Consider the following 18,981-nt stretch of genomic DNA (forward strand, 5'->3'; position numbering starts at 1 on the left):
TCCCGGGCTCAGTTCGTGGTGCTGGTGGGTCAGAATCCGACCGGCGGGATGACGATGCCCTTGCCGACGGTGGTGATGCCACCCTCACTGACGCTGAACCCGCGGGCCCGGTCGGCGTCATGGTTCACGCCGATCTCGACGCCGTCGGGAACGACGACGTTCTTGTCCAGGATCGCGTTGTGCACCACGGCATTGCGGCCGATGCGCACATTGTTCATCAGGATCGAGCGGTCCACGCGCGCCCACTTGTCGATGCGCACATTGGGGCTCATCACGGTGCGGTCGACGTCACCGCCGGAGATGATGCAGCCAGCGGAGACGATGGAATCCTCCGCATTGCCGCGCAGGGTGAACTTGGCACCGGGCGCCTGCACCTGGTTCGTCCAGATCGGCCACTCTGGGTTGTACAGGTTGAACTGCGGGACGACCGTGACGAGGTCCATGTGGGCCTCGTGGTAGGCGTCGATGGTGCCCACATCCCGCCAGTAGTTGCGGTCGGCGTCGGTGACACCCGGCACATGGTTCATCGTGAAGTCGTAGACCTGCGCCTGGTCCTTGGCGACGAAGTAGGGAATGATGTCGCCGCCCATGTCGTGGCGGGCATTGGGGTTCTTGGCGTCATCCTCAAGGGCCTTGATCAGGGCATCCTTGGTGAAGATGTAGTTGCCCATCGACGCGAAGGACTCCTCCGGGGAATCGGGCAGACCGGGCGGGTCGGCCGGCTTCTCGAGGAAGTTGGAGATCTTCCCACTCGCGTCGGCGTCGATGATGCCAAAGGCACTCGCATCCTTGCGCGGAACACGAATGCCGGCGACCGAGCAATCTAGGCCCGACTGGATGTGCTGGTCGAGCATGTCGCCGACGTCCATCCGGTAGATGTTGTCGGCGCCGAACACGACGATGTAGTCGGGATCCTCATCGGTGATCAGGTTCATCGACTGGTAGATGGCATCCGCGCTGCCCTGGTACCAGTGCGGGCCGCGACGCTGCTGCGCCGGCACCGGGGTCACGTAGTTGCCGAGCATGGTCGACATCCGCCAGGTCAGGGTGATGTGGCGGTCCAGGGAGTGCGACTTGTACTGGGTCAGGACTGCGATTTGCCGCATCTCGGAGTTCACGAGGTTCGACAGCACGAAGTCGATGAGTCGATAGGTGCCGCCGAAGGGAACGGCCGGCTTTGCCCGGTCCTCGGTGAGCGGCATCAGTCGCTTGCCCTCGCCACCGGCGAGGACGATTGAGAGCACCTTTGGTCGTGAAGACATGTCTTCAACCTAGGGTCCGGGCGTGCTTTGCACAATGGACTTCCGCGCATTGGTCGACAGGCCGGCCCAGAGGCATTTACGCCCAGATGCCGGTGTGCCACTGTTGGGCCATGCGCGTATCCATCCTGACCCGGGAGTACCCCCCGACGATCTACGGCGGTGCCGGCGTGCACGTGGCCCAGCTCGTCCCCCAGCTGCAGAAGTTCATCGACGTGGACGTCCAGTGCATGGGCGAACCCCGCGAGGGGGCGACCGCCCATGCCGAGAACTACCCCGAGGGGGCCAACGCGGCACTGCGCGTCTTCGGCGCCGACCTGTCCATGGTCGCCGCACTGCCCGAGCAGTTGGACGTCGTCCATTCCCACACCTGGTACGCGAACCTCGCCGGGCACCTGGCCGGGCTCTTCCGCGACATCCCGCACGTCGTCAGCGCCCACTCCCTTGAACCCGACCGCCCCTGGAAGGCGGAGCAGCTCGGTGGCGGATACGCGCTCTCGTCGTGGGCCGAACGCATGTCGTACAACGGCGCCGACGCGGTGATCGCCGTCAGCGAGGGCATGAAGAAGGGCATCCTCAACGCCTACCCCGAGCTGGAGCCCGACAAGATCCACGTCGTGCTGAACGGCATCGACCCCGAGGAGTTCAAGCCCGATCACGAGACCGACGTCTGTACGCGCATCGGCATGGACGCCTCGAAGCCGTCCGTTGTCTTCGTCGGACGCATCACCCGGCAGAAGGGTCTGGTGCACCTGGTGCGCGCAGCCTCCCAACTCGACCCCGACACCCAGGTGATCCTGCTGGCCGGAGCGCCGGACACCCCGGAGATTGCGCAGGAGTTCAACGAGGCCTTCGCGAAGGTCGAGGCCGAGCGCGGCGGCGGCGTCGTGTGGGTGCAGGAGATGCTGCCGCGCCCCGAGGTGCGCCAGGTGATGAGCAATGCCACCGTCTTCGCCTGCCCCTCGATCTACGAGCCTCTGGGCATCGTGAACCTTGAGGCCATGGCCACCGAGACCGCCGTCGTCGCGAGCGCCGTGGGCGGCATCCCGGAGGTCGTGATGGACGGCGAGACCGGCTATCTGGTCGAGTACGATCCGGCCCGCGCGGGCGACGCCGACTACATCGCCAACTTCGAGTCGACCTTCGCGAGCAAGATCAACGAGCTGACCCGTGACCCGCAACTGGCCGAGAAGTTCGGCAAGGCCGGGCGACAGCGCTGCATCGACCACTTCAGCTGGGAGACGATCGCCAAGCAGACCGTCGAGGTCTACCAGGCAGCCATCGACCGGCACGCAGCGAACCGGGCCTGACGGCTCCCGGCTGCCACGCAGCGTCCGACCCACAAGAGTCCGACCACGAGAGTCAGACCACGAGAGTCCGTGGCACAAGGGTCCGTGGCACGAGAGTCCGTGGCACAAGCCGGCCGAAGAACGACCCGCCCGAGGAACAAGCACGGCGCCCACCATCATGGTGGGCGCCGGCATGTTGTCGGGATGTGTGCGTGGGGTTCAACCCACGACCTCCTTGAGGCAGTCGAGCAGGTCGGTGGCCTCCTGGGCATTCAGCTCGACCACGAGCCGGCCGCCGCCGTCGACGGGGACGCGCATGATGATGCCGCGACCTTCCTTGGTGACCTCCATGGGACCATCACCCGTACGGGGCTTCATTGCAGCCATTGCGCATCCTCACTGGTTCGCTAACAATTTCCCGGTCCATTATTCCGCATTCGCGAAGCACCTCCCAGCGTGGGGCTCAAGTGCCCGCGCATCTTGCTCAGGGCTGAACCGTGTCCGCGTCGTCCAATACCGTCGTGACTTGGGCCTTTGCCTCGGGGCGCAGGTCCTCGGGGCGGCCCCCTGCGGCGCCCTCCGCACGGTCGAGCTGGTCCGCCAGACGGTCGAGAAGCTCGTCCACCTGCGTTGGTGAGTACCCACGGACGACGACCGAGAAACGCGCGGCCCGCAGGTCGTCCCCGCAAAGGCCTCCCGTCACAGCCGCGAATCGTGGCATCGGCCGGTCGTCCACCAGCTCCGGCATCTGCCCCCAGCGTCCGGACGCCACGACGGCGGTCAGACCGAGCACGACGATGGCGACCGTTGCCAGCACCCAGATCATCGCTCGTACCTGTCGAGGTTGTCGGTACTGTCGACGACCACGTGCGCGACGGCCTCGGAGATGTCGTCGGTGACCAGGAACATTTCCAAGTCCTCGGCACGGATGTAGCCCTCTCCCAGCGCACTGGTGCGCAGCCACTCCACCAGTCCGTGCCAGTACGCCGAACCGAACAGCACGACCGGGAAGTGCGAGACCTTGCCGGTCTGGGAGAGCGTCAGTGACTCGAACAGCTCGTCGAAGGTCCCGAAGCCGCCGGGCATCACGATGAAGCCCTGTGCGTACTTCAGGAACATCACCTTGCGGGCGAAGAAGTACCGGAAGTTGATGCCCAGGTCGACGTAGGGATTCATCGAGGTCTCGAAGGGTAGCTCGATGCCCAGACCGACCGAGGTGCCACCAGCCTCCTTGGCGCCCTTGTTGGCGGCCTCCATCACGCCCGGGCCACCACCGGTGATGACGGCGCGACCCCGGGCGACGAGTTCGCGGGCGATCTGCTCGGCTGCCAGGTACATCGGGTGGTCAGCCGGGGTGCGGGCCGATCCGAAGAGGCTGATCGCGGGGCCAAGGTCGGCCAGCGCCCCGAAGCCTTCCACGAACTCGGACTGGATGCGCAGCACGCGCCAGGGGTCTTCGTGGCTCCAGGCGTGGCCGCCGCCGCCAGCCAGGAGTGCTTGGTCGGCGGTGGTCGACTTCACCTGGGCATGGCGGCGGATGACGTGGCCCTGGTGGGACGCGTGCCCCCGGCCGGGGGCATTGTCGAGCGGCAGTTCGCCGTGTTGCGTGGGGTCGGACATCAGGCCTCCTGGGGTGCGAGCCAGCGGGTGAGCGCCTCAGCACAGGCGTACAGGTCCGCCTCGGGGCAGAACTCGTCGTCGGTATGGGCCTTGTTGGCGTCGGCCGGGCCGAAGTTCACGGCAGGGATGCCAAGCTGGCTGAAGCGGGCTACGTCGGTCCAGCCGTACTTGGGGGCGGCCTCGCCCCCCACAGCGGCAAGGAATTCCTGCGCCGCGGGGCGGTCCAGCCCGGGACGGGCAGCGGGCGAAAGGTCGACCACCTCCATCTCGTAGCCCTCGAACAAGCGCTGCATGGCCGTCTGCGCCTGCTCGGGGGACTTGTCGGGGGCGTATCGGTAGTTGACGTGCACGCGGCAGGTGTCAGGGATGACATTGCCCGCCACTCCCCCACTCACCTGCACCGCATTGAGTCCCTCGCGGAAGGTGAGCCCCTCCACCTCGACCTGTTCGACGGGGAAGGAGGCCAGCCGCTCCAGCACGCCGGCCAGGTCGTGGATGGCGTTGTGGCCCAGCCAGCTGCGGGCGCTGTGGGCGGCGGTGCCGCGGGTGGTGATCCAGAACCGCATCGTCCCCTGGCAGCCTCCCTCCACCCGCGCTGAGGTGGGCTCCATCAGGACGGCGAACTCACCGGCCAGCAGTTCGGGGGCCTCGCGGGAGAGTCGTCCGAGCCCGTTGAGCTCGCTGGCGACCTCCTCGTTGTCGTAGAAGACCCAAGTGACGTCGTGGCGTGGGGAGCTCAGCTGCACGGCAAGTTGCAGCGCGACCGCGACGCCGCCCTTCATGTCGCAGGTGCCGCGCCCGATGACATTGCCGTCCCGGCGGGTGCTGGGCAGGTTGCCAGCCACCGGGACGGTGTCGAGGTGGCCGGCGATGATGACCCTTTCCTGGCGTCCAAGGCCGGTGCGGGCGACCAGGGCATTGCCATTGCGGGTGACCTCCAGGTGGGGCGCCGCCCGAAGCACCTGTTCGACCTGGTCGCACAGCTGGCGCTCGTTGCCGCTGACCGACTCCACGTCGACGATCTGTTGCAACAGTTCGGGTAGGTCGCGGTGCGGATCGATGGCCATGGCGGCCAGCCTAGACGCCACGACCGGATGGACGAGGGCACGCTGGGCGAGGTGCTCCGGACCAGAACTGTCCGACGGCGCCTATAGGGTTGCCATCATGACCGACACGACCCGTTCTGCCTGGGCCTGGGGCCTGGCCACCGTCCACATCACCGGCCAGGTGCTCGACACCTGGTTCCCCTCCCCGGCGCTCGGCGAGGACGACGGCACCGAGGCCCCCCGCGGGCTGGTGGCGGCGAAGATGGAGGACGGCGACCGCCGGGTTCGCACGGAACTGGTGAAGACGGTCATCGACCTGGATGCTGCCCCGGCCGACGTGAGCGACGCCTACCTGCGACTGCACCTGCTCAGCCACCGGCTCGTCCAACCCCGCACCATCAATCTCGACGGCATCTTCGGCGTGCTGCCGAATGTCGTGTGGACCTCCGCCGGCCCCTGCGCCGTGGAGGGCTTCGAGTCCGTCCGGCTGGCGCTTCGCAGCACCCGCGGCATCGTCAACGTGCTGGGCGTCGACAAGTTCCCGCGCATGGTCGACTACGTGCTCCCCTCTGGCGTGCGGATCGGTGACGCGGACCGCGTCCGGCTGGGCGCGCACCTGGCCGACGGCACCACGGTCATGCACGAAGGCTTCGTGAACTTCAATGCCGGGACCCTGGGGCACTCGATGGTCGAGGGTCGCATCTCCGCCGGGGTGACCGTGGACGACGGCACCGACGTCGGTGGCGGTGCCTCCATCATGGGCACCCTGTCCGGGGGCGGAAAGCAGGTCATCTCGATCGGCAAGGGCTGCCTGCTGGGTGCGGAGTCGGGCGTCGGCATCTCGTTGGGCGACAACTGCGTCGTCGAGGCGGGCCTGTACCTGACCGCCGGCACCAAGGTCGCGCTGCCCGACGGGACGGTCGTCAAGGCAGCCGAGCTCTCCGGCTCTTCCAACATCCTCTACCTGCGCGACTCCCAGTCGGGTGCGGTCGTGGCCAAGCCACGCGGCGAGGCCAAGGGCGTCGAGTTGAACGCGGCCCTGCACAAGAACTGATCCGTGGCCACCTCCCACGAGACCCAGCGCCGCCGCCAGCACCGGCTCTACCCCCTGGTGGGGCTGGTCGCGCTGGTGGTGGCCCTGCTGGTGCTCTTCGCGTGGTTGCGCGGCGTGCTGTTGGGCCAGGTCTCGACCCCGATGCTGCCCGACGAACAGTGCGTGGTGCGGGTCGGCAGCGAGGCCGACAGCCTCGACCTGGAGCAGTCGGGAAATGCCGCAATCATCGTCGCCGAGTCGATCCGACGCGGGTTACCAGCCCGAGCCGCTTCGATCGCTCTGGCCACGGCGATGCAGGAGTCGAACCTGCGCAACATCGACTACGGCGACCGGGATTCGCTCGGCCTGTTCCAGCAGCGCCCCAGCCAGGGCTGGGGCACCGAGGCGCAGATCATGGACCCCTGGTACTCATCCGGGAAGTTCTACGAGCACCTGGTCAAGGTGGCGGGCTGGCAGGGCGGCGACATCAACGACGTGGCGCAGGCCGTCCAGCGGTCCGGGGTGCCGGATGGCTACCGCAAGCACGTCGAGAAGGCCAAGGTGTGGGGTTCGGCGCTGACCGGGCACTCCCCGGCTGCCGTGTCGTGCATCGATCGCGGGTCGGTCCTGCCGAACACCAGCGACGCCACCGACTTGCTCACCAAGGCCTTCGGGTCCAGCGTCAAGAGCTCGGTGGCCCAGGCGCGGGTGACGCTGAACTCCGCGGACGAGACGCAGCTGTGGGCCGCCACGCAGTTGTTCATGATGACCACCCGCACCAGCGGGGTGACGTCGGTGGACGTGGGTCAGCGCAGCTGGACGATGAAGCCGGACGCGGTGGCTGACTGGACGGGCACCGCGACCCCGAAACCCACCGAGGCAGCGATCACCCTGCGCAGCTGAGGCCGCAAGCTCGCTCCGCCTGCCCGAAGTGACCCCTCGGCTGGCTTGATGCATGCGCGGGCACGAGCTTGTGACAACGTGCGCAAGCACGCGGAATGTCAGGAGTGGAGGCGCTGGGCGGCGGCGTTGATCCGCTCATCGGTTCCGGTGAGCGCGATCCGGACGTGCTGCCGTCCGGCCTCGCCGTAGAAGTCGCCGGGGGCGGCGACGATCCCCCGCTGCGCCAACCAGTCGATGGATGCGCGGCAGTCCTCACCGCGGGTGGCCCACAGGTAGAGCGAGCCCTCGGAGTGGTCGATCCTGAAGCCAGCTGCTTCCAGCGCAGGGCGCAGCACCGAACGGCGGCGCAGGTAGCGCTCGCGCTGTTCCGCGACGTGCTCCTGGTCGCCCAGCAACGCGCGCATGGCCTCCTGCACCGGGAAGGGCATCATCATGCCGAGGTGCTTGCGCAGCCCGACCTGGCGCTGTACGAGGTCTGGGTCACCGGCGATGAAACCCGCGCGGTAACCGGCCAGGTTGGAGCGCTTGCTCAACGAGTGGAGCACGAGGATTCCGTCGGGTCGTCCCTCGCAGACGTCCGCACGCAGCGCGGAGACCGGCTCTGCGTCCCAGCCGAACTCGCCGTAGCACTCGTCCGACGCCAGCACGGCCCCGACGGAACGGGCGTAGTCGACCCAGGCTCGCATCCGGTCGGCGTCCAGGATGACCCCGTGCGGGTTGGCCGGGGAGTTGATCCAGATCAGGGCAGGCGTGCCCTGGATGGCCGCAGGGTCGTCACAGGCCAGCACCTGCGCGCCCACAAGACGCGCGCCCACCTCATAGGTGGGGTAGGCGGTGGTGGGGATGACGACCAGGTCGTCCGCGCCCAGGCCCAGCAGGGTGGGCAGCCAGGCGACGGCCTCCTTGGTGCCGATCACCGGGAGGATGCCCTGCTCGGGCAGCTCGATGGCGTCCCAGCGCCGGCTCAGATGGTCGATGACGGCGCGACGCAGCGGGGCGGTACCCCACACGGTTGGGTAACCGGGGCAGTCGCTCGCGCCAGCCAGCGCATCACGCGCCAGCTGGGGGGTGGGGTCGACGGGCGTGCCGACCGACAGGTCGACGACACCCCCGGGGTGACCCGCCGCCGTCGCGCGTGCGCCGGCGAGCGAGTCCCACGGGAAGTCGGGCAGGTCGTCAAGCCCCACGAAGGGTCACTCCCCCTGCGGCGGAAGGGCCTCGACGACCGGGTGGTCCTTGTCGATGACGCCGAGCTTCGAAGCGCCACCGGGCGAACCGATGCCGTCGAAGAACTGCACGTTCACGTCGTAGTACTGCTTCTGCTCGGCCGGGACGTCGTCCTCGTAGAAGATGGCCTCGACGGGGCAGACCGGCTCGCAGGCGCCGCAGTCCACGCACTCCTCGGGGTGGATGTAGAGCATCCTGTTGCCCTCGTAGATGCAGTCGACGGGGCACTCCTCGACGCAGGCACGGTCCTTGATGTCGACACAGGGCTGCGCGATGACGTAGGTCACGGTCACTCCTTGGCTAGGGGCGGCGGGGCCGCCGGGACGAGCGCCACTCTACAACCTCGAACGCTGGCCCCAACGGGCATATCCACCGGATGGTTGGGGGCAGGATGGGGCCATGCCACGACCAACCCAGCTGACCGTCCTTCCGGCCTCGAATGCCCCTGCCATTGCGATCCATGGCGGTGCCGGGGTCGTACCGCAGGCCTTGGACGACGAGCGACGCGAGGCAGCACTGACGGCCCTGACCGACGCCGTGCGGGCCGGGAGCGCGGTGCTCGATGCCGGCGGCCCGGCCCTGGACGCGGTATGCGCTGCCGTGGGCGTCATGGAGGACTCGGAGTCGTTCAATGCCGGACGCGGTGCGGCGCTCACCGCCGCCGGTACTGCCGAGCTGGACGCAGCCGTGATGTGCGGCGACTCACGCGGTGGGGCGGTGACCTGCGCCAATGGTCCACGGCACCCGGTGCTTGCGGCCAGGGCCGTGATGGAGCGCACCGGCCACGTGCTGCTGGCCGTTCCATCGGTCGAGTTGTTGCGGGGCTGGGGTCTGGAGGTCGTCGAGCCAGACTGGTACCTGACGCCGCTGCGGCTGGAGCAACTGCGCGCGACCGGATCATTCGCCGAGCACCGGCACGGGACGGTGGGCGCGGTGGCCCGGGACGCCTCCGGTCACGTCGCGGCAGCGACCTCCACCGGCGGCATCACCGCCCAGCTGCCAGGACGAGTGGGTGACACTCCCCTGCTGGGTTGCGGCACCTGGGCCGACGACGCGGTGGTCGCCGTCTCCTGCACCGGGGTGGGCGAGTTGTTCGTCCGCGGTGCCGTGGCGCACGAGGTCGCCTCCCGGATGAGGTGGGCCGGCCACGACCTGGGCAGGGCCGCAGCGGGCGCGCTGGACGAGTTGGTGGGCGCCCGTGGTGGGGATGGTGGCCTGGTCGCCGTCACGCCAGCAGGCGAGGTGGTGCTGGCCTTCGATGCCCCCGGCATGTATCGGGGCTGGGACGTCGGCCAGGGCGTCCGGGTCGACATCTGATCGTCCCGGCCCGACCGCGCCAGCGAGCAGCTGTCAGTCGCAGATGATCTCGTCGGTGGGCGCGTAGGTCCACTGGAAGGGTTCGGACTTCACCAGCGAGCCGCCCTTGTAGAACAGGCGGCTGTAGTTCACGGTGAAGCCGGGCGAGGCAGCCTGCGCGTGGCACTTCTCGTCGGTGGAGTGGATCGTCCGGCCGGTGGTGAAGTTGGACTTCACGAGCTCGGAGCTCTCGACGCGGTCGTAGACCGGGGTCGACCAGACGCGCACGGTGATCGACCCGCGGCCACCGGGGGCTGCCTTGTTGACATAGGCCTGCAGCAGCACGCCGTAGGGGGTGTCGTTCTTGAACTTCACGTCCAGGTGGCCGTAGTAGAGGGTCGCCTCGCGACCGGCCGGGTAGCGGTCGAAGTACATCGTGTGCGGGTGGTGCTCGACGTCCTCGAGACCCGCGAAGAAGATCGCATTGAAGGTCGTGGTGCCGCTCTGGGAGACGCCACCGGCGTTCTCCTCGACCAGGTGGTCGCCGCTGATCACCCAGCCGTCGACGTAGCCAGAACCCGGGCCCTTGGGGCCCAGGGTGTCGTTCAGGCTGAAGGTCTCCCCCGGCTCGACGAAGGAGTTGTTGATGCTTGCCGCAGCCAGCGACAGGTTGGTGTTGCGGTACTCGGCGTAGGGGAAGTAGGTGGTGAACTCACCCGTGACCTGCTTGACCCCGAGCTTCGCGGCCTCCGCGGTGGTCAGGTCGGCCTCCTGCTTGGTGACCGGGACGCTGATCGTCCGCTGGGCACCGGTGGCGGTGAGGGCCGGGGCGATGGCCTTGAGGAAGGTGTCCTTCTTCAGGCCCTGGCCGTCCTTGGCGGGGACGACGACGGGCTTGCCGCCGTCCAACCGGACCCGGGCGTTCACCGGTTCGGTGAAGCCGAGCCCGGCGGCGGCCTGCTCAACATTGCCCCAGAGCTTGCCGGTGTCCGTGGTCACGGTGAAGGCGTCTTCCGTGGTGGCGACCTTGGTGGCAGCGGCGAGCTGCTTGGTGCTCAAGGTGATCTTGCCCTTGCCGGTGTCAACGACGACCGGCGCCGACAACGTGGGGCCGAGGGAGTCGGTGACGACCTTCTGCGCCTTCTCGGTCGTGAGCTTCGGCGGGGTGGAGGTGGTGACGGCCTTGGCGGTGGTCGAGGTCAGCCAGGCCGCACGAACTGCCTTGGACGCGGCCGCCTGGTCGAGCGCCTGGGCGTCGACTGACTTGGTGACGACGGGCTTGGCATCCTCGATGGCCAGCTTCGCGTTCTGGGCCTTGACCGCGAAGGCCTTGGCGGCCTGGGCGATGGCCTTGTCCAGCTTGGCCTGGTCGACGTCGAGGACGGGCTGCATCGCGGTGCCGCCTCGTAACACCTGCCAGATCTGGGAGGGCGCCCACGACTTGCCGGCGCCCGCCTGGTCGATGCTGGCCTCGTAGTCGACGGCCAGCCCTGCGGCGGCGGGGGTGATGGTGGCTTTGGTGGTGCCGTCGGTCAACGTGATCGGGGCATCGGCTCTGGACGCGAGCCCCTCGGTGAGCTTCTGCACGGCGCGGTCGTGGTCGACGCCGCCGACCGCGACGCCGGCCACCGTGGCGTGGGCCGGCAGGTTGTCCCCCGCCATCGCGTACCCAGCGACATAGGCACCGCCTGCGAGCAGGGCGAGACCACCCAGGCCGGCGGCGACATAGCCGCCCGTGTGGGAACGACGCTGGGCCATGGGCCCTCCTTCGGCATGAGTCCTACCGGCCCGAACACCGGGTCAGTACCGGCCGATTGTAATTGAGCGATCAGCCGCACCCGAAACCTCCAAGTGCACCGCGGACCCATTCTTCACATGACACTCAGTCTCCACGCGAGACTCGGCTCGGTGCGTGCGGGCTCGCGACCGCCTGGGTGAGCACGTGGGTAGCGTCCAGCAGGGATCGGCGCACCACCGGGTTGAGGTCCTCGCGGGCCAGCGTCCGCTGGGCGAGGGCCAGCGTCTGGGAGTTGGCGTGGGAGAGCGGGAAGGACCGCAGCAGCGCGGTCCCGAGCGCCCAACCGCTGCGCAGGGCCGCGGTGCCGTCTGCCTTGTCGAACCACTCGGGGACGAGGTCGGCGGTCAGCTCGTCGTGTTCGGGCAGGAAGATCCCCTCGGCGGCGGCGTAGACCTCGTAGGCGGGGACGTCGGGGGTGGTCATCACCGTGGCGAAGGCGTCCCGCTTGGCCTCGATGGTGGGCACCGAGGCCCGGCACCGGATGGCGGCCAACCGGCCGGACGAGGAGGGGTCGCGGGACAGTTCCGCCTCCACCAGCGACGGGTCGACGCCCAGGGTGACCAGCCGCTGGACGGCCATCCAGCGCAGGTCGGCGTCCATCTCCCGCCCGGCGGGAAGGTCGCGACCCAGCAGCCAGCCGGCCAGCAGGTCGACGTCGTCGCTGACTCCGAGCAGCAACCGCCAGGCCACGAGTTGCCGATCCGACCCGGGCGCCGCACCGGCCAGGATCGCTGCGAGCGCATCGGCCCACCGCTGGCGTCGCTGGGCACGATCGGCGAGCGGGCACCACGCACCGCACAAGGCGCCACCGACCCACTCCCCCATCACGCGCAACACGGCATCGCTGGTTGAGCCGGGCAGCTCGGCAAGGCAGGTCTCGAAGGCGGTTGTGCTGTCGAGTTCGGCGCTGCGGACCGCGTCGCGCAGCCCATTCCAGAACACGACCTGGGTGGCCGGGTCGGCGACTTGGTGGGCGGCCAGCCGCCAGTCGCTCGGGCGGATGCGGGCCCAGGTCTCGTCCCCTGCATCGGGGACGACGACCGAGCCGGTGCTGTCACCCAGATCCAGCTCCAGCTCCGGTGCGTCCAGCACGACCGCCCGTTGGCTGCGCAGGGTCCCGTCCGGATCGAGAACGTCGACCCGCAGCGCGTGGCGGCGGTCGGCGGGGGCGGTGGGCGGCGCGGTGCGGGTCAGCACGACGCTGTTCCCGCGGCGTTCGGCGCCGATCACGTCGGCCCCGCTGGTCAGCAGCCATTGGGCACTCCAGGCGTCCAGGTCCCGCGCACCGGCGCGTTGCCAACTCCCCAGCAGGTCGTCGAAGGTCGCATTGCCGAAGCCGTGCCGGGCGAAGTGGTCGCGCAGGCCGGCGAAGAAGACCTCGTCCCCGATGGTGGCGACCAGTTGGCGGAGGACGGACGCCCCCTTGGCGTAGCTGATGCCGTCGAAGTTGGCCAGCGCGGAGCGGGCGTCGAGGGCACCGTTGACCGCAACCGGGTGGGTGGACGGTGACTGGTCTGCCACCAGGCCCCAGTCCTTGCGCTTGAGCCCGAAGTCGGTCCACAAGGGGTAGTCGACGTGGTCGGTGCAGACCCGGTGGGCCATGTACTCGGCGAAGCTCTCGTTGAGCCACAGGTCATCCCACCAGCGCATTGTCACCAGGTCGCCGAACCACTGGTGGGCCATCTCGTGCACGATCGTCCCGGCACGATTGGCGCGGTCGGACCAGGTGCTGTCGCCGCGGAACAGGAACTGCTCGCGCAGCACCACGCAGCCAGGATTCTCCATGGCTCCGGCATTGAAGTCGGGCGCGAAGACCTGGTGGTAGGCCCCGAAGGGATAACGGACGCCGAAGAGCTGGTGGTAGGCGTCAAAGGCCTTCCTGGTCACGGTGAGGATGTCGCCGGCGTGAGTCTTCAGCTCGTCGGTCATGGAGGCTCTCGCCAGCGCCGAGAGGGGGATGCCGTCGTGCTCGTCGCAGACCTCGGCCCAGGGCCCGGCGACGATGGAGACGAAGTAGGTCGACAACGGACGTTCGCTGGTGATGCTCCAGTGCCCTGGTTCCACCGCCGACGAGGTTCCCGTGCCCCGGACGATCCAGTCCTGGGGGGTGAGGATGTCGAACCGGTAGGAGGCCTTGAGGTCGGGCTGGTCGAAGCAGGCGAACCAGCGCGGGGCCGCGTCGAGGAAGCTCATCGCATAGCAGTAGGCGCGCTGGTCGGCCGGGTCGATGTGACGGTGCAGGCCCTCGCCGTCGCTGGACCAGGCCATCACTGCGTCGACGACCAGCTCATTGCGCAGCTGCAGGGCGTCCAGCTGGATCCGCCCGTCCACCCACGCCTCGGCAGCCACCGGCGCTCCATTCAAGGTGGCGGAGCGTAGCTCGGTACCTCGGAAGTCACAGAAGGTGCTGGCCCCCGGCGTGCTGCACCCGAAGGTGATGGTGGTTCGTGAGTCGAAGGCCTCGTCGCGGCGCAGGTCCAGCTCGACGACGACCTGGTCGACGGTCAGCAGTTCTGCGCGTTGGCGCGCCTCTATCAGCAACAAGGAGGGCATGCCGACACCGTAGTCAAGCCTGTAGCGCCAGCGCGAAGGGCAGTACCGCTTCGGCCCCAGCCCGGCGCAGTGCGACGGCCGCGACGGTCATCGTCCAGCGTGAGTCGACCAGGTCGTCCACCAGCAGCACCGGGCCAGCCACCTGCGCGAGCTGGGCGCGCATGCCCGGGCCGGGCTCCAGGCGCCCCCACACTCCGGCCAGTCGGAACGCGGAGTTCCCGCCGGGCCCCCCAGTGGGGCCACCGTCGACGAGGTCGAGGGTACCGAGATTGACCATCCGCCCCAGCCCGGCGAGACCCTCGGCGAGCGTGGCGACGCGCTGCGGGTGACTCCGCGACCCGATCGCGGCCACGGCCACCGGACGCTGCTCCCAGTCCCACTCCTTCAGCACGGGGACACAGGCACGCAGCACATCCTCGGGCACCGGACCGTCCTCGGCCGCCAGCAGTTCACGCAGTCGTTGGCCCATCCCGAGGTCGGTCAGGCGGGCGACGACCCGTCCGGTGGCAGGCCCCTCGGTGATCTTTCCCTTGACAGGGACACCGAGACGGTCCATCCCGGTCGGCCACATGCCGCGCGGCTCCAGCAGCACACCCGGACGGTCGAGGGCGCTCCGGGCTGCCACGACGGCAGCCTCGGGGAGCGACTCGTCATACCAAGGGCCGGCGCAGACATCGCACCGCCCGCAGGGCTTCGCATCCGGGTCGTCCAGGGCCTGCTGCAGGAACTGCATCCGGCAGACTTCACCGCGCTCGTAGTCGAGCATCAGTTGTTGCTCCCGCTCCCGCGCTTCGGCGACGCGGGCATAGCGCTCGGCGTCATAGGTCCACGGCTGGCCTGTGGCGCGCCAGCCGCCCTTGACACGCTCCACGGCACCGTCGACGTCGAGCACCTTGAGCAACAACTCCAGCCGGGTGCGGCGGACGTCGACGCGGGTTTCGAGGGCGGCGGTGGACAACGCACTGGGTGCCGCGGACAGCGCCGCGATCACGGCGTCGGCCTGGGTCTGGTCGGGCATCGAGGCGGTGGCAAACCAGCGCCAGATGTCGCGATCTGCGCCGCTGGGCAGCAGCAGGACGTCCGCCCGCGTCTGACCCTGGAGCACGCCATTGACGCGACCGGCGCCGCGGCCGGCGCGTCCGACGTGCTGGTAGTAGGCGACCGGCGAGCTGGGGGCACCGAGGTGGATGACAAAGCCGAGGTCGGGCTTGTCGAAGCCCATCCCCAGGGCGGAGGTCGCCACCAGCGCCTTCAGCTCGTTGCGGCGCAGTTGCCCCTCCAACTCCTCGCGTTCGGCAGCATCGGTGCGCCCCGTGTAGGCCTTGACGGCGTAGCCGGATTCCACCAGCGCGGCGGCAACGTCCTCGGCGGCTGAGACTGTGAGCGCGTAGATGATCCCGGAGCCGTCGAAGTCGCCCAGGTGGGCATTCAGCCAGGCCAGCTGGGTCTCGGCATGGGGCAGTTTCAGCACTCCGAGCCGCAGCGAGTCACGAGCGAGACTGCCGCGGATCGTGAGTACCTCATGCCCTCCCGCACCACTCGCATCGCGCTGCTCCAGCGTCGCGCGTTGGAGCTGCTCGGCGACGTCCGCGACCACGCGCGAGTTGGCGGTGGCGGTGGTGGCCAGTACCGGGGTGCCATCCGGCAGGTCGAGCAGCAGGTCCTTGATGCGACGGTAGTCGGGACGGAAGTCGTGGCCCCAGTCGGAGATGCAGTGTGCTTCGTCGACCACCAGCAAGCCACAGCGCGCGGCGAGGTCGGGCAGCTGTTCGGCGCGGAAGGTGGGGTTGTTGAGCCGCTCGGGGCTGACGAGCAGCACGTCCACCTCGTCGTTCGCGAGCTGGGCTGCGACCTCGCCCCAGTCGGTCGCATTGGCCGAGTTCATCGTCACGGCACGCACTCCGGCGCGCGCCGCGGCGGCGATCTGGTCGCGCATCAGGGCGAGCAGCGGGCTGACGATCACCGTCGGACCGGCCCCCTCCGCGCGCCGCAGCGCGGTGGCGACGAAGTAGACCGCCGACTTGCCCCAGCCCGTCCGCTGGACCACCAGCGCACGCTGGCGACGTTCGACCAGCGCCAGGACGGCCTCCAACTGGCCCTCGTGGAACTCGGCCTCGTCATTGCCCACGAGTCGTCGCAGCACGGCCAGTGCGCGCTCCGCCGCCGGCGCGTCACCCGAGGCGGCGAGGGTGGCCTCACTGGGCGAGGCCACCCCCCGTTGCGCTGCGGGTGCTCGCGGGGGACGAGACGACGAGGCGGACGGCGGTGGCGCCCCCTCGTAGAGGTCTTCGGGCGGCAGGTCCTCCAGCGGGATGGGCTCCCAGTCGTCGGGGGGCGGCTCGTCGAAGAAGCGCGGCTCGTTGGTCATGTCTTCAACCTAGGTGCCCCGTCTGACAGTTCTCACGTGCGAACCTTGTTGGTCAACTCGACCAGGCCAACCTAGACTTGGAAGATGACGACCATCACCGTCCAGGCAGCGAAGACGCACCTGTCCCGTCTCCTGCAACGGGTCGAGGCTGGGGAGGAGGTGGTCATCGCGCGCGGACGCAACCCGGTCGCACGTCTGGTGCCGGTAGATGGGCGCTCGCCCCGTCGCTTCGGCATCATGTGCTTCACCGTCCCGGACGACTTCGACGACGCCCTGCCCGACGACGAAGTGGCAGCATGGGAATGAAGTACCTCGTGGACACTCACGTATTCCTGTGGCTGGTGGGATCTCCCGACAAGGTCCCCGAAACCACCCACGCCGCACTCGCCGATCCAGACAACGAACTCTTGGTGTCAGCAGTCAGTGCCATGGAGGTGGCAACCAAGACACGTCTGGGCAAGTTGCCTGACTCAGGGTTGCTGGCCACCTGGGAGCGCCGGGTGGTGGAGATCGGGGCAACCGACTTGCCACTGGCCACCGCGGCCGCGCTCACCGCCGGCACGATGGCCTGGGAGCATCGGGATCCGTTCGACCGACTCCTTGCCGCGCAGGCGATCCACGAGGCTGCCGTCTTCGTCACCGTCGACCGAGCCTTCGCCCACCTGTCCGCGCCACAGGTCCTCACCTGGTGATCCCCAGCACGGACCGAGCCCGAAACCACCAGGGTCGGTGATTTTCGGGCCCAGTCGTGGCGAGGGGCCTCAGGGCTGGGCGGGCAGCGCCGCCGGGAGCGCCGCGAGGATCGCCTGGACGCTCGCCTTGGCGTCCCCGAAGCACATCGAGGAGTTCTCGTTGAAGAACAGCGGGTTCTGCACCCCGGCGTAGCCCGCGCTCATGGACCGCTTGAACACGACCACCCGTCCGGCCTCCCAGACGTGCAGCACGGGCATCCCGGAAATGGGGGAACCGGGTTGCATCGCGGCCGGGTTCACCGTGTCGTTGGCGCCGATCACCAGCACCACGTCGGTGTCGGCGAAGTCGTCGTTGATCTCGTCCATCTCGAGCACGATGTCGTAGGGCACATGCGCCTCGGCCAGCAGGACGTTCATGTGCCCGGGCAGGCGTCCGGCGACCGGGTGGATCGCAAAGCGCACCCTGACCCCGGCGTCGGTCAGGCGCTGGGTCAGCTCGGCCACCGGGTACTGGGCCTGCGCGACGGCCATGCCGTAGCCGGGGGCGATGATGACGCTCGTCGCGTCGGCGCACAGCTGGGCGACCTCGCCCGGCTTCAGCTCGGTGTAGTCCCCCATCTCGGTCTCGGCAGGGCCGGAGGTGTCGTCCCCGAAGCCGCCCAGGATGACCGAGACGAACGACCGGTTCATCGCCTTGCACATGATGTAACTCAGGATCGCGCCGGAGGCACCGACGAGCGCACCGGTGACGATGAGCACCGTCATGTTCAGCATGAAGCCGCTGAAGGCCGCCGCCCAGCCCGAGTAGGAGTTCAGCATCGAGATCACCACGGGCATGTCGGCGCCACCGATCGCAGCGACCAGATGGATGCCCAGCAGCATCGAGACGATCGCCAGGAAGACCAACGGCACCAGGCTGTGGCTGGAGGTGAACCACAGGCCCAGGACGACGACCAGCGCCAGCGCTCCCAGGTTGAGCCAGTTGCGCAACGGCAGGGTCAACGGCTTGGACGCGAATCGTCCGTTCAGCTTGCCCCAGGCGACGATCGAGCCGGTGAAGGTGACGGCACCGATGAAGACGCCGATCCACACCTCGGTGAGGTGGAAGGTGTTGGCGTGCCGGTCATCCAGGAAGGAGTTGAAGCCCACCAGCACGGCGGCCATGCCGACGAAGCTGTGCAGCAGGGCGATCAGCTCGGGCATCCCGGTCATCTCGACGGTGCGTGCGCGCCAGATGCCGATCGCGGCACCGATCGCCAGCGCCGCGTAGAGCATCACGGCCGAGGCGGGTTGGATGTGGTGCTCGGTGATGTCGGTGTAGGCGATCGCGAAGTTCGTCGCGATGACGGCCATCGCCATCCCGAGCATGCCGAAGGCGTTGCCGCGCTTGGCGGTCTCGTGCTTGCTCAACCCGGCCAGGGCGAGGATGAACAGCAGGCCCGACACGATGTAGGTCGCGTCGATGAAGTTCTGCAGCATGGCTCAGCCCTTCCGGAACATGGTGAGCATCCGGTGGGTCACGGTGAACCCGCCGAAGATGTTGATGGACGCGAGCAGCACCGCCAAGAAGGCGATCACCTTCACAGCGATGTTGTCGCTGGCCAGCTGCGTCATGGCGCCGACGATGATGATGCCGCTGACCGCATTGGTGACGCTCATCAGCGGTGTGTGGAGGGCGTGGGTGACATTCCAGACGACGTAGTAGCCGACCACGACCGCCAGCGCAAACACGCCGAACAGCCGGACGAAGCTGACGGGCGAGACGGTCAGCAGCGCGATCAGCGCGCAGGCCAGGGCGCCGACGACGACCACCTGGAACCACCACGGACGCGGTGCCTTCGGAGCCGCCGCGGCGACATCGGTGGAAGCCGCCTTGGCGGCGGTCGCTGCAGCCGGG

General features: G+C 68.7%; 17 protein-coding genes and 1 pseudogene. 6 read left to right on the forward strand and 12 right to left on the reverse strand.

The genetic code is table 11. The annotated features are described in order from the left end of the window. Positions 1–29: 29 nt before the first annotated feature. On the reverse strand, positions 30–1,262 hold the full coding sequence (glgC, locus tag ABD089_RS08050) for a glucose-1-phosphate adenylyltransferase (RefSeq protein WP_343885782.1): 1,233 nt from the start codon (positions 1,260–1,262) through the stop codon (positions 30–32). Between the two features lie 110 nt (positions 1,263–1,372). On the opposite strand from glgC, the gene glgA reads away from it, so the two are divergent. Next, positions 1,373–2,569: a glycogen synthase gene (gene glgA / locus ABD089_RS08055; RefSeq protein WP_343885783.1), complete on the forward strand. Its 1,197-nt coding sequence runs from the start codon at positions 1,373–1,375 to the stop codon at positions 2,567–2,569. Between the two features lie 198 nt (positions 2,570–2,767). On the opposite strand, the gene ABD089_RS08060 is transcribed toward glgA, so the two are convergent. From ABD089_RS08060 to dapE, 4 genes are all read right to left on the reverse strand, one after another. Further along, positions 2,768–2,935: a DUF3117 domain-containing protein gene (locus ABD089_RS08060; protein ID WP_343885784.1), complete on the reverse strand. Its 168-nt coding sequence runs from the start codon at positions 2,933–2,935 to the stop codon at positions 2,768–2,770. Between the two features lie 97 nt (positions 2,936–3,032). Further along, a complete protein-coding gene (locus ABD089_RS08065; RefSeq protein ID WP_343885785.1) occupies positions 3,033–3,374 on the reverse strand; it encodes a DivIVA domain-containing protein in 342 nt (113 codons plus the stop codon). Then, a complete protein-coding gene (locus ABD089_RS08070; RefSeq protein ID WP_343885786.1) occupies positions 3,371–4,168 on the reverse strand; it encodes an LOG family protein in 798 nt (265 codons plus the stop codon). Before ABD089_RS08070 ends, ABD089_RS08065 begins: the two co-directional genes overlap by 4 nt. Then, the gene (gene dapE, locus ABD089_RS08075; protein ID WP_343885787.1) at positions 4,168–5,235 is read right to left on the reverse strand and encodes a succinyl-diaminopimelate desuccinylase; all 1,068 of its coding nucleotides are present in this window, start codon (positions 5,233–5,235) and stop codon (positions 4,168–4,170) included. The genes ABD089_RS08070 and dapE overlap by 1 nt, the downstream gene beginning before the upstream one ends. 97 nt (positions 5,236–5,332) lie before the next feature. Between dapE and dapD the strand changes: the two genes are divergently transcribed. Then, a complete protein-coding gene (dapD, locus tag ABD089_RS08080) occupies positions 5,333–6,268 on the forward strand; it encodes a 2,3,4,5-tetrahydropyridine-2,6-dicarboxylate N-succinyltransferase (RefSeq protein WP_343885788.1) in 936 nt (311 codons plus the stop codon). 3 nt (positions 6,269–6,271) lie between these two features. Further along, positions 6,272–7,150 (forward strand): hypothetical protein, encoded by an 879-nt coding sequence (locus ABD089_RS08085; protein ID WP_343885789.1) that lies wholly within the window; start codon positions 6,272–6,274, stop codon positions 7,148–7,150. A 98-nt stretch (positions 7,151–7,248) separates the two neighbouring features. Here the strand turns inward: ABD089_RS08085 and dapC are convergent, their stop codons facing one another. Then, the gene (gene dapC / locus ABD089_RS08090; protein WP_343885790.1) at positions 7,249–8,337 is read right to left on the reverse strand and encodes a succinyldiaminopimelate transaminase; all 1,089 of its coding nucleotides are present in this window, start codon (positions 8,335–8,337) and stop codon (positions 7,249–7,251) included. A 6-nt stretch (positions 8,338–8,343) separates the two neighbouring features. Then, entirely contained in the window at positions 8,344–8,664 is a 321-nt protein-coding gene (fdxA, locus tag ABD089_RS08095) for a ferredoxin (RefSeq protein ID WP_343885791.1), read from the reverse strand. Between the two features lie 112 nt (positions 8,665–8,776). On the opposite strand from fdxA, the gene ABD089_RS08100 reads away from it, so the two are divergent. Further along, positions 8,777–9,694 carry an isoaspartyl peptidase/L-asparaginase family protein gene (locus tag ABD089_RS08100; RefSeq protein WP_343885792.1) on the forward strand — a complete coding sequence of 306 codons (918 nt, stop codon included), beginning with the start codon at positions 8,777–8,779 and terminating at the stop codon, positions 9,692–9,694. A gap of 33 nt (positions 9,695–9,727) precedes the next feature. Here the strand turns inward: ABD089_RS08100 and ABD089_RS08105 are convergent, their stop codons facing one another. From ABD089_RS08105 to ABD089_RS08115, 3 genes are all read right to left on the reverse strand, one after another. Beyond that, positions 9,728–11,431, reverse strand: coding sequence for a VanW family protein (locus tag ABD089_RS08105; protein ID WP_343885793.1), 1,704 nt, complete (start codon positions 11,429–11,431; stop codon positions 9,728–9,730). A gap of 124 nt (positions 11,432–11,555) precedes the next feature. Beyond that, positions 11,556–14,024, reverse strand: coding sequence for an aminopeptidase N (gene pepN, locus ABD089_RS08110; protein ID WP_343885794.1), 2,469 nt, complete (start codon positions 14,022–14,024; stop codon positions 11,556–11,558). Between the two features lie 13 nt (positions 14,025–14,037). Beyond that, the gene (locus ABD089_RS08115) at positions 14,038–16,392 is read right to left on the reverse strand and encodes a RecQ family ATP-dependent DNA helicase (RefSeq protein ID WP_343885796.1); all 2,355 of its coding nucleotides are present in this window, start codon (positions 16,390–16,392) and stop codon (positions 14,038–14,040) included. An 84-nt stretch (positions 16,393–16,476) separates the two neighbouring features. Between ABD089_RS08115 and ABD089_RS08120 the strand changes: the two genes are divergently transcribed. Then, positions 16,477–16,698: a type II toxin-antitoxin system Phd/YefM family antitoxin gene (locus ABD089_RS08120; protein WP_343885797.1), complete on the forward strand. Its 222-nt coding sequence runs from the start codon at positions 16,477–16,479 to the stop codon at positions 16,696–16,698. An 8-nt stretch (positions 16,699–16,706) separates the two neighbouring features. Next, positions 16,707–17,084 carry a type II toxin-antitoxin system VapC family toxin gene (locus ABD089_RS08125; protein ID WP_343885798.1) on the forward strand — a complete coding sequence of 126 codons (378 nt, stop codon included), beginning with the start codon at positions 16,707–16,709 and terminating at the stop codon, positions 17,082–17,084. A 69-nt stretch (positions 17,085–17,153) separates the two neighbouring features. Here ABD089_RS08125 and pntB read toward each other — a convergent pair whose 3' ends face one another. Both pntB and ABD089_RS08135 read right to left on the reverse strand, forming a co-directional pair. Beyond that, complete coding sequence (gene pntB, locus ABD089_RS08130) at positions 17,154–18,563, reverse strand: Re/Si-specific NAD(P)(+) transhydrogenase subunit beta (protein ID WP_343885799.1); 1,410 nt, start codon at positions 18,561–18,563, stop codon at positions 17,154–17,156. A 3-nt stretch (positions 18,564–18,566) separates the two neighbouring features. Beyond that, a pseudogene (locus tag ABD089_RS08135) lies at positions 18,567–18,981 on the reverse strand (proton-translocating transhydrogenase family protein); the annotation flags it as partial.

This window comes from Luteococcus sanguinis, assembly GCF_039527675.1.
GTDB classification, from domain to species: Bacteria; Actinomycetota; Actinomycetes; order Propionibacteriales; family Propionibacteriaceae; genus Luteococcus; species Luteococcus sanguinis.

What these genes read in the sequence shown, in the direction of transcription:
- ABD089_RS08060 (WP_343885784.1), bottom strand. Translation starts at nt 2,935, where the DNA reads ATGGCTGCAATGAAGCCCCGTACGGGTGATGGTCCCATGGAGGTCACC.
- dapE (WP_343885787.1), bottom strand. Translation starts at nt 5,235, where the DNA reads ATGGCCATCGATCCGCACCGCGACCTACCCGAACTGTTGCAACAGATC.
- pepN (WP_343885794.1), bottom strand. Translation starts at nt 14,024, where the DNA reads ATGCCCTCCTTGTTGCTGATAGAGGCGCGCCAACGCGCAGAACTGCTG.
- ABD089_RS08120 (WP_343885797.1), top strand. Translation starts at nt 16,477, where the DNA reads ATGACGACCATCACCGTCCAGGCAGCGAAGACGCACCTGTCCCGTCTC.
- pntB (WP_343885799.1), bottom strand. Translation starts at nt 18,563, where the DNA reads ATGCTGCAGAACTTCATCGACGCGACCTACATCGTGTCGGGCCTGCTG.
- dapD (WP_343885788.1), top strand. Translation starts at nt 5,333, where the DNA reads ATGACCGACACGACCCGTTCTGCCTGGGCCTGGGGCCTGGCCACCGTC.
- ABD089_RS08115 (WP_343885796.1), bottom strand. Translation starts at nt 16,392, where the DNA reads ATGACCAACGAGCCGCGCTTCTTCGACGAGCCGCCCCCCGACGACTGG.
- ABD089_RS08105 (WP_343885793.1), bottom strand. Translation starts at nt 11,431, where the DNA reads ATGGCCCAGCGTCGTTCCCACACGGGCGGCTATGTCGCCGCCGGCCTG.
- glgC (WP_343885782.1), bottom strand. Translation starts at nt 1,262, where the DNA reads ATGTCTTCACGACCAAAGGTGCTCTCAATCGTCCTCGCCGGTGGCGAG.
- glgA (WP_343885783.1), top strand. Translation starts at nt 1,373, where the DNA reads ATGCGCGTATCCATCCTGACCCGGGAGTACCCCCCGACGATCTACGGC.
- ABD089_RS08100 (WP_343885792.1), top strand. Translation starts at nt 8,777, where the DNA reads ATGCCACGACCAACCCAGCTGACCGTCCTTCCGGCCTCGAATGCCCCT.
- ABD089_RS08070 (WP_343885786.1), bottom strand. Translation starts at nt 4,168, where the DNA reads ATGTCCGACCCCACGCAACACGGCGAACTGCCGCTCGACAATGCCCCC.
- ABD089_RS08065 (WP_343885785.1), bottom strand. Translation starts at nt 3,374, where the DNA reads ATGATCTGGGTGCTGGCAACGGTCGCCATCGTCGTGCTCGGTCTGACC.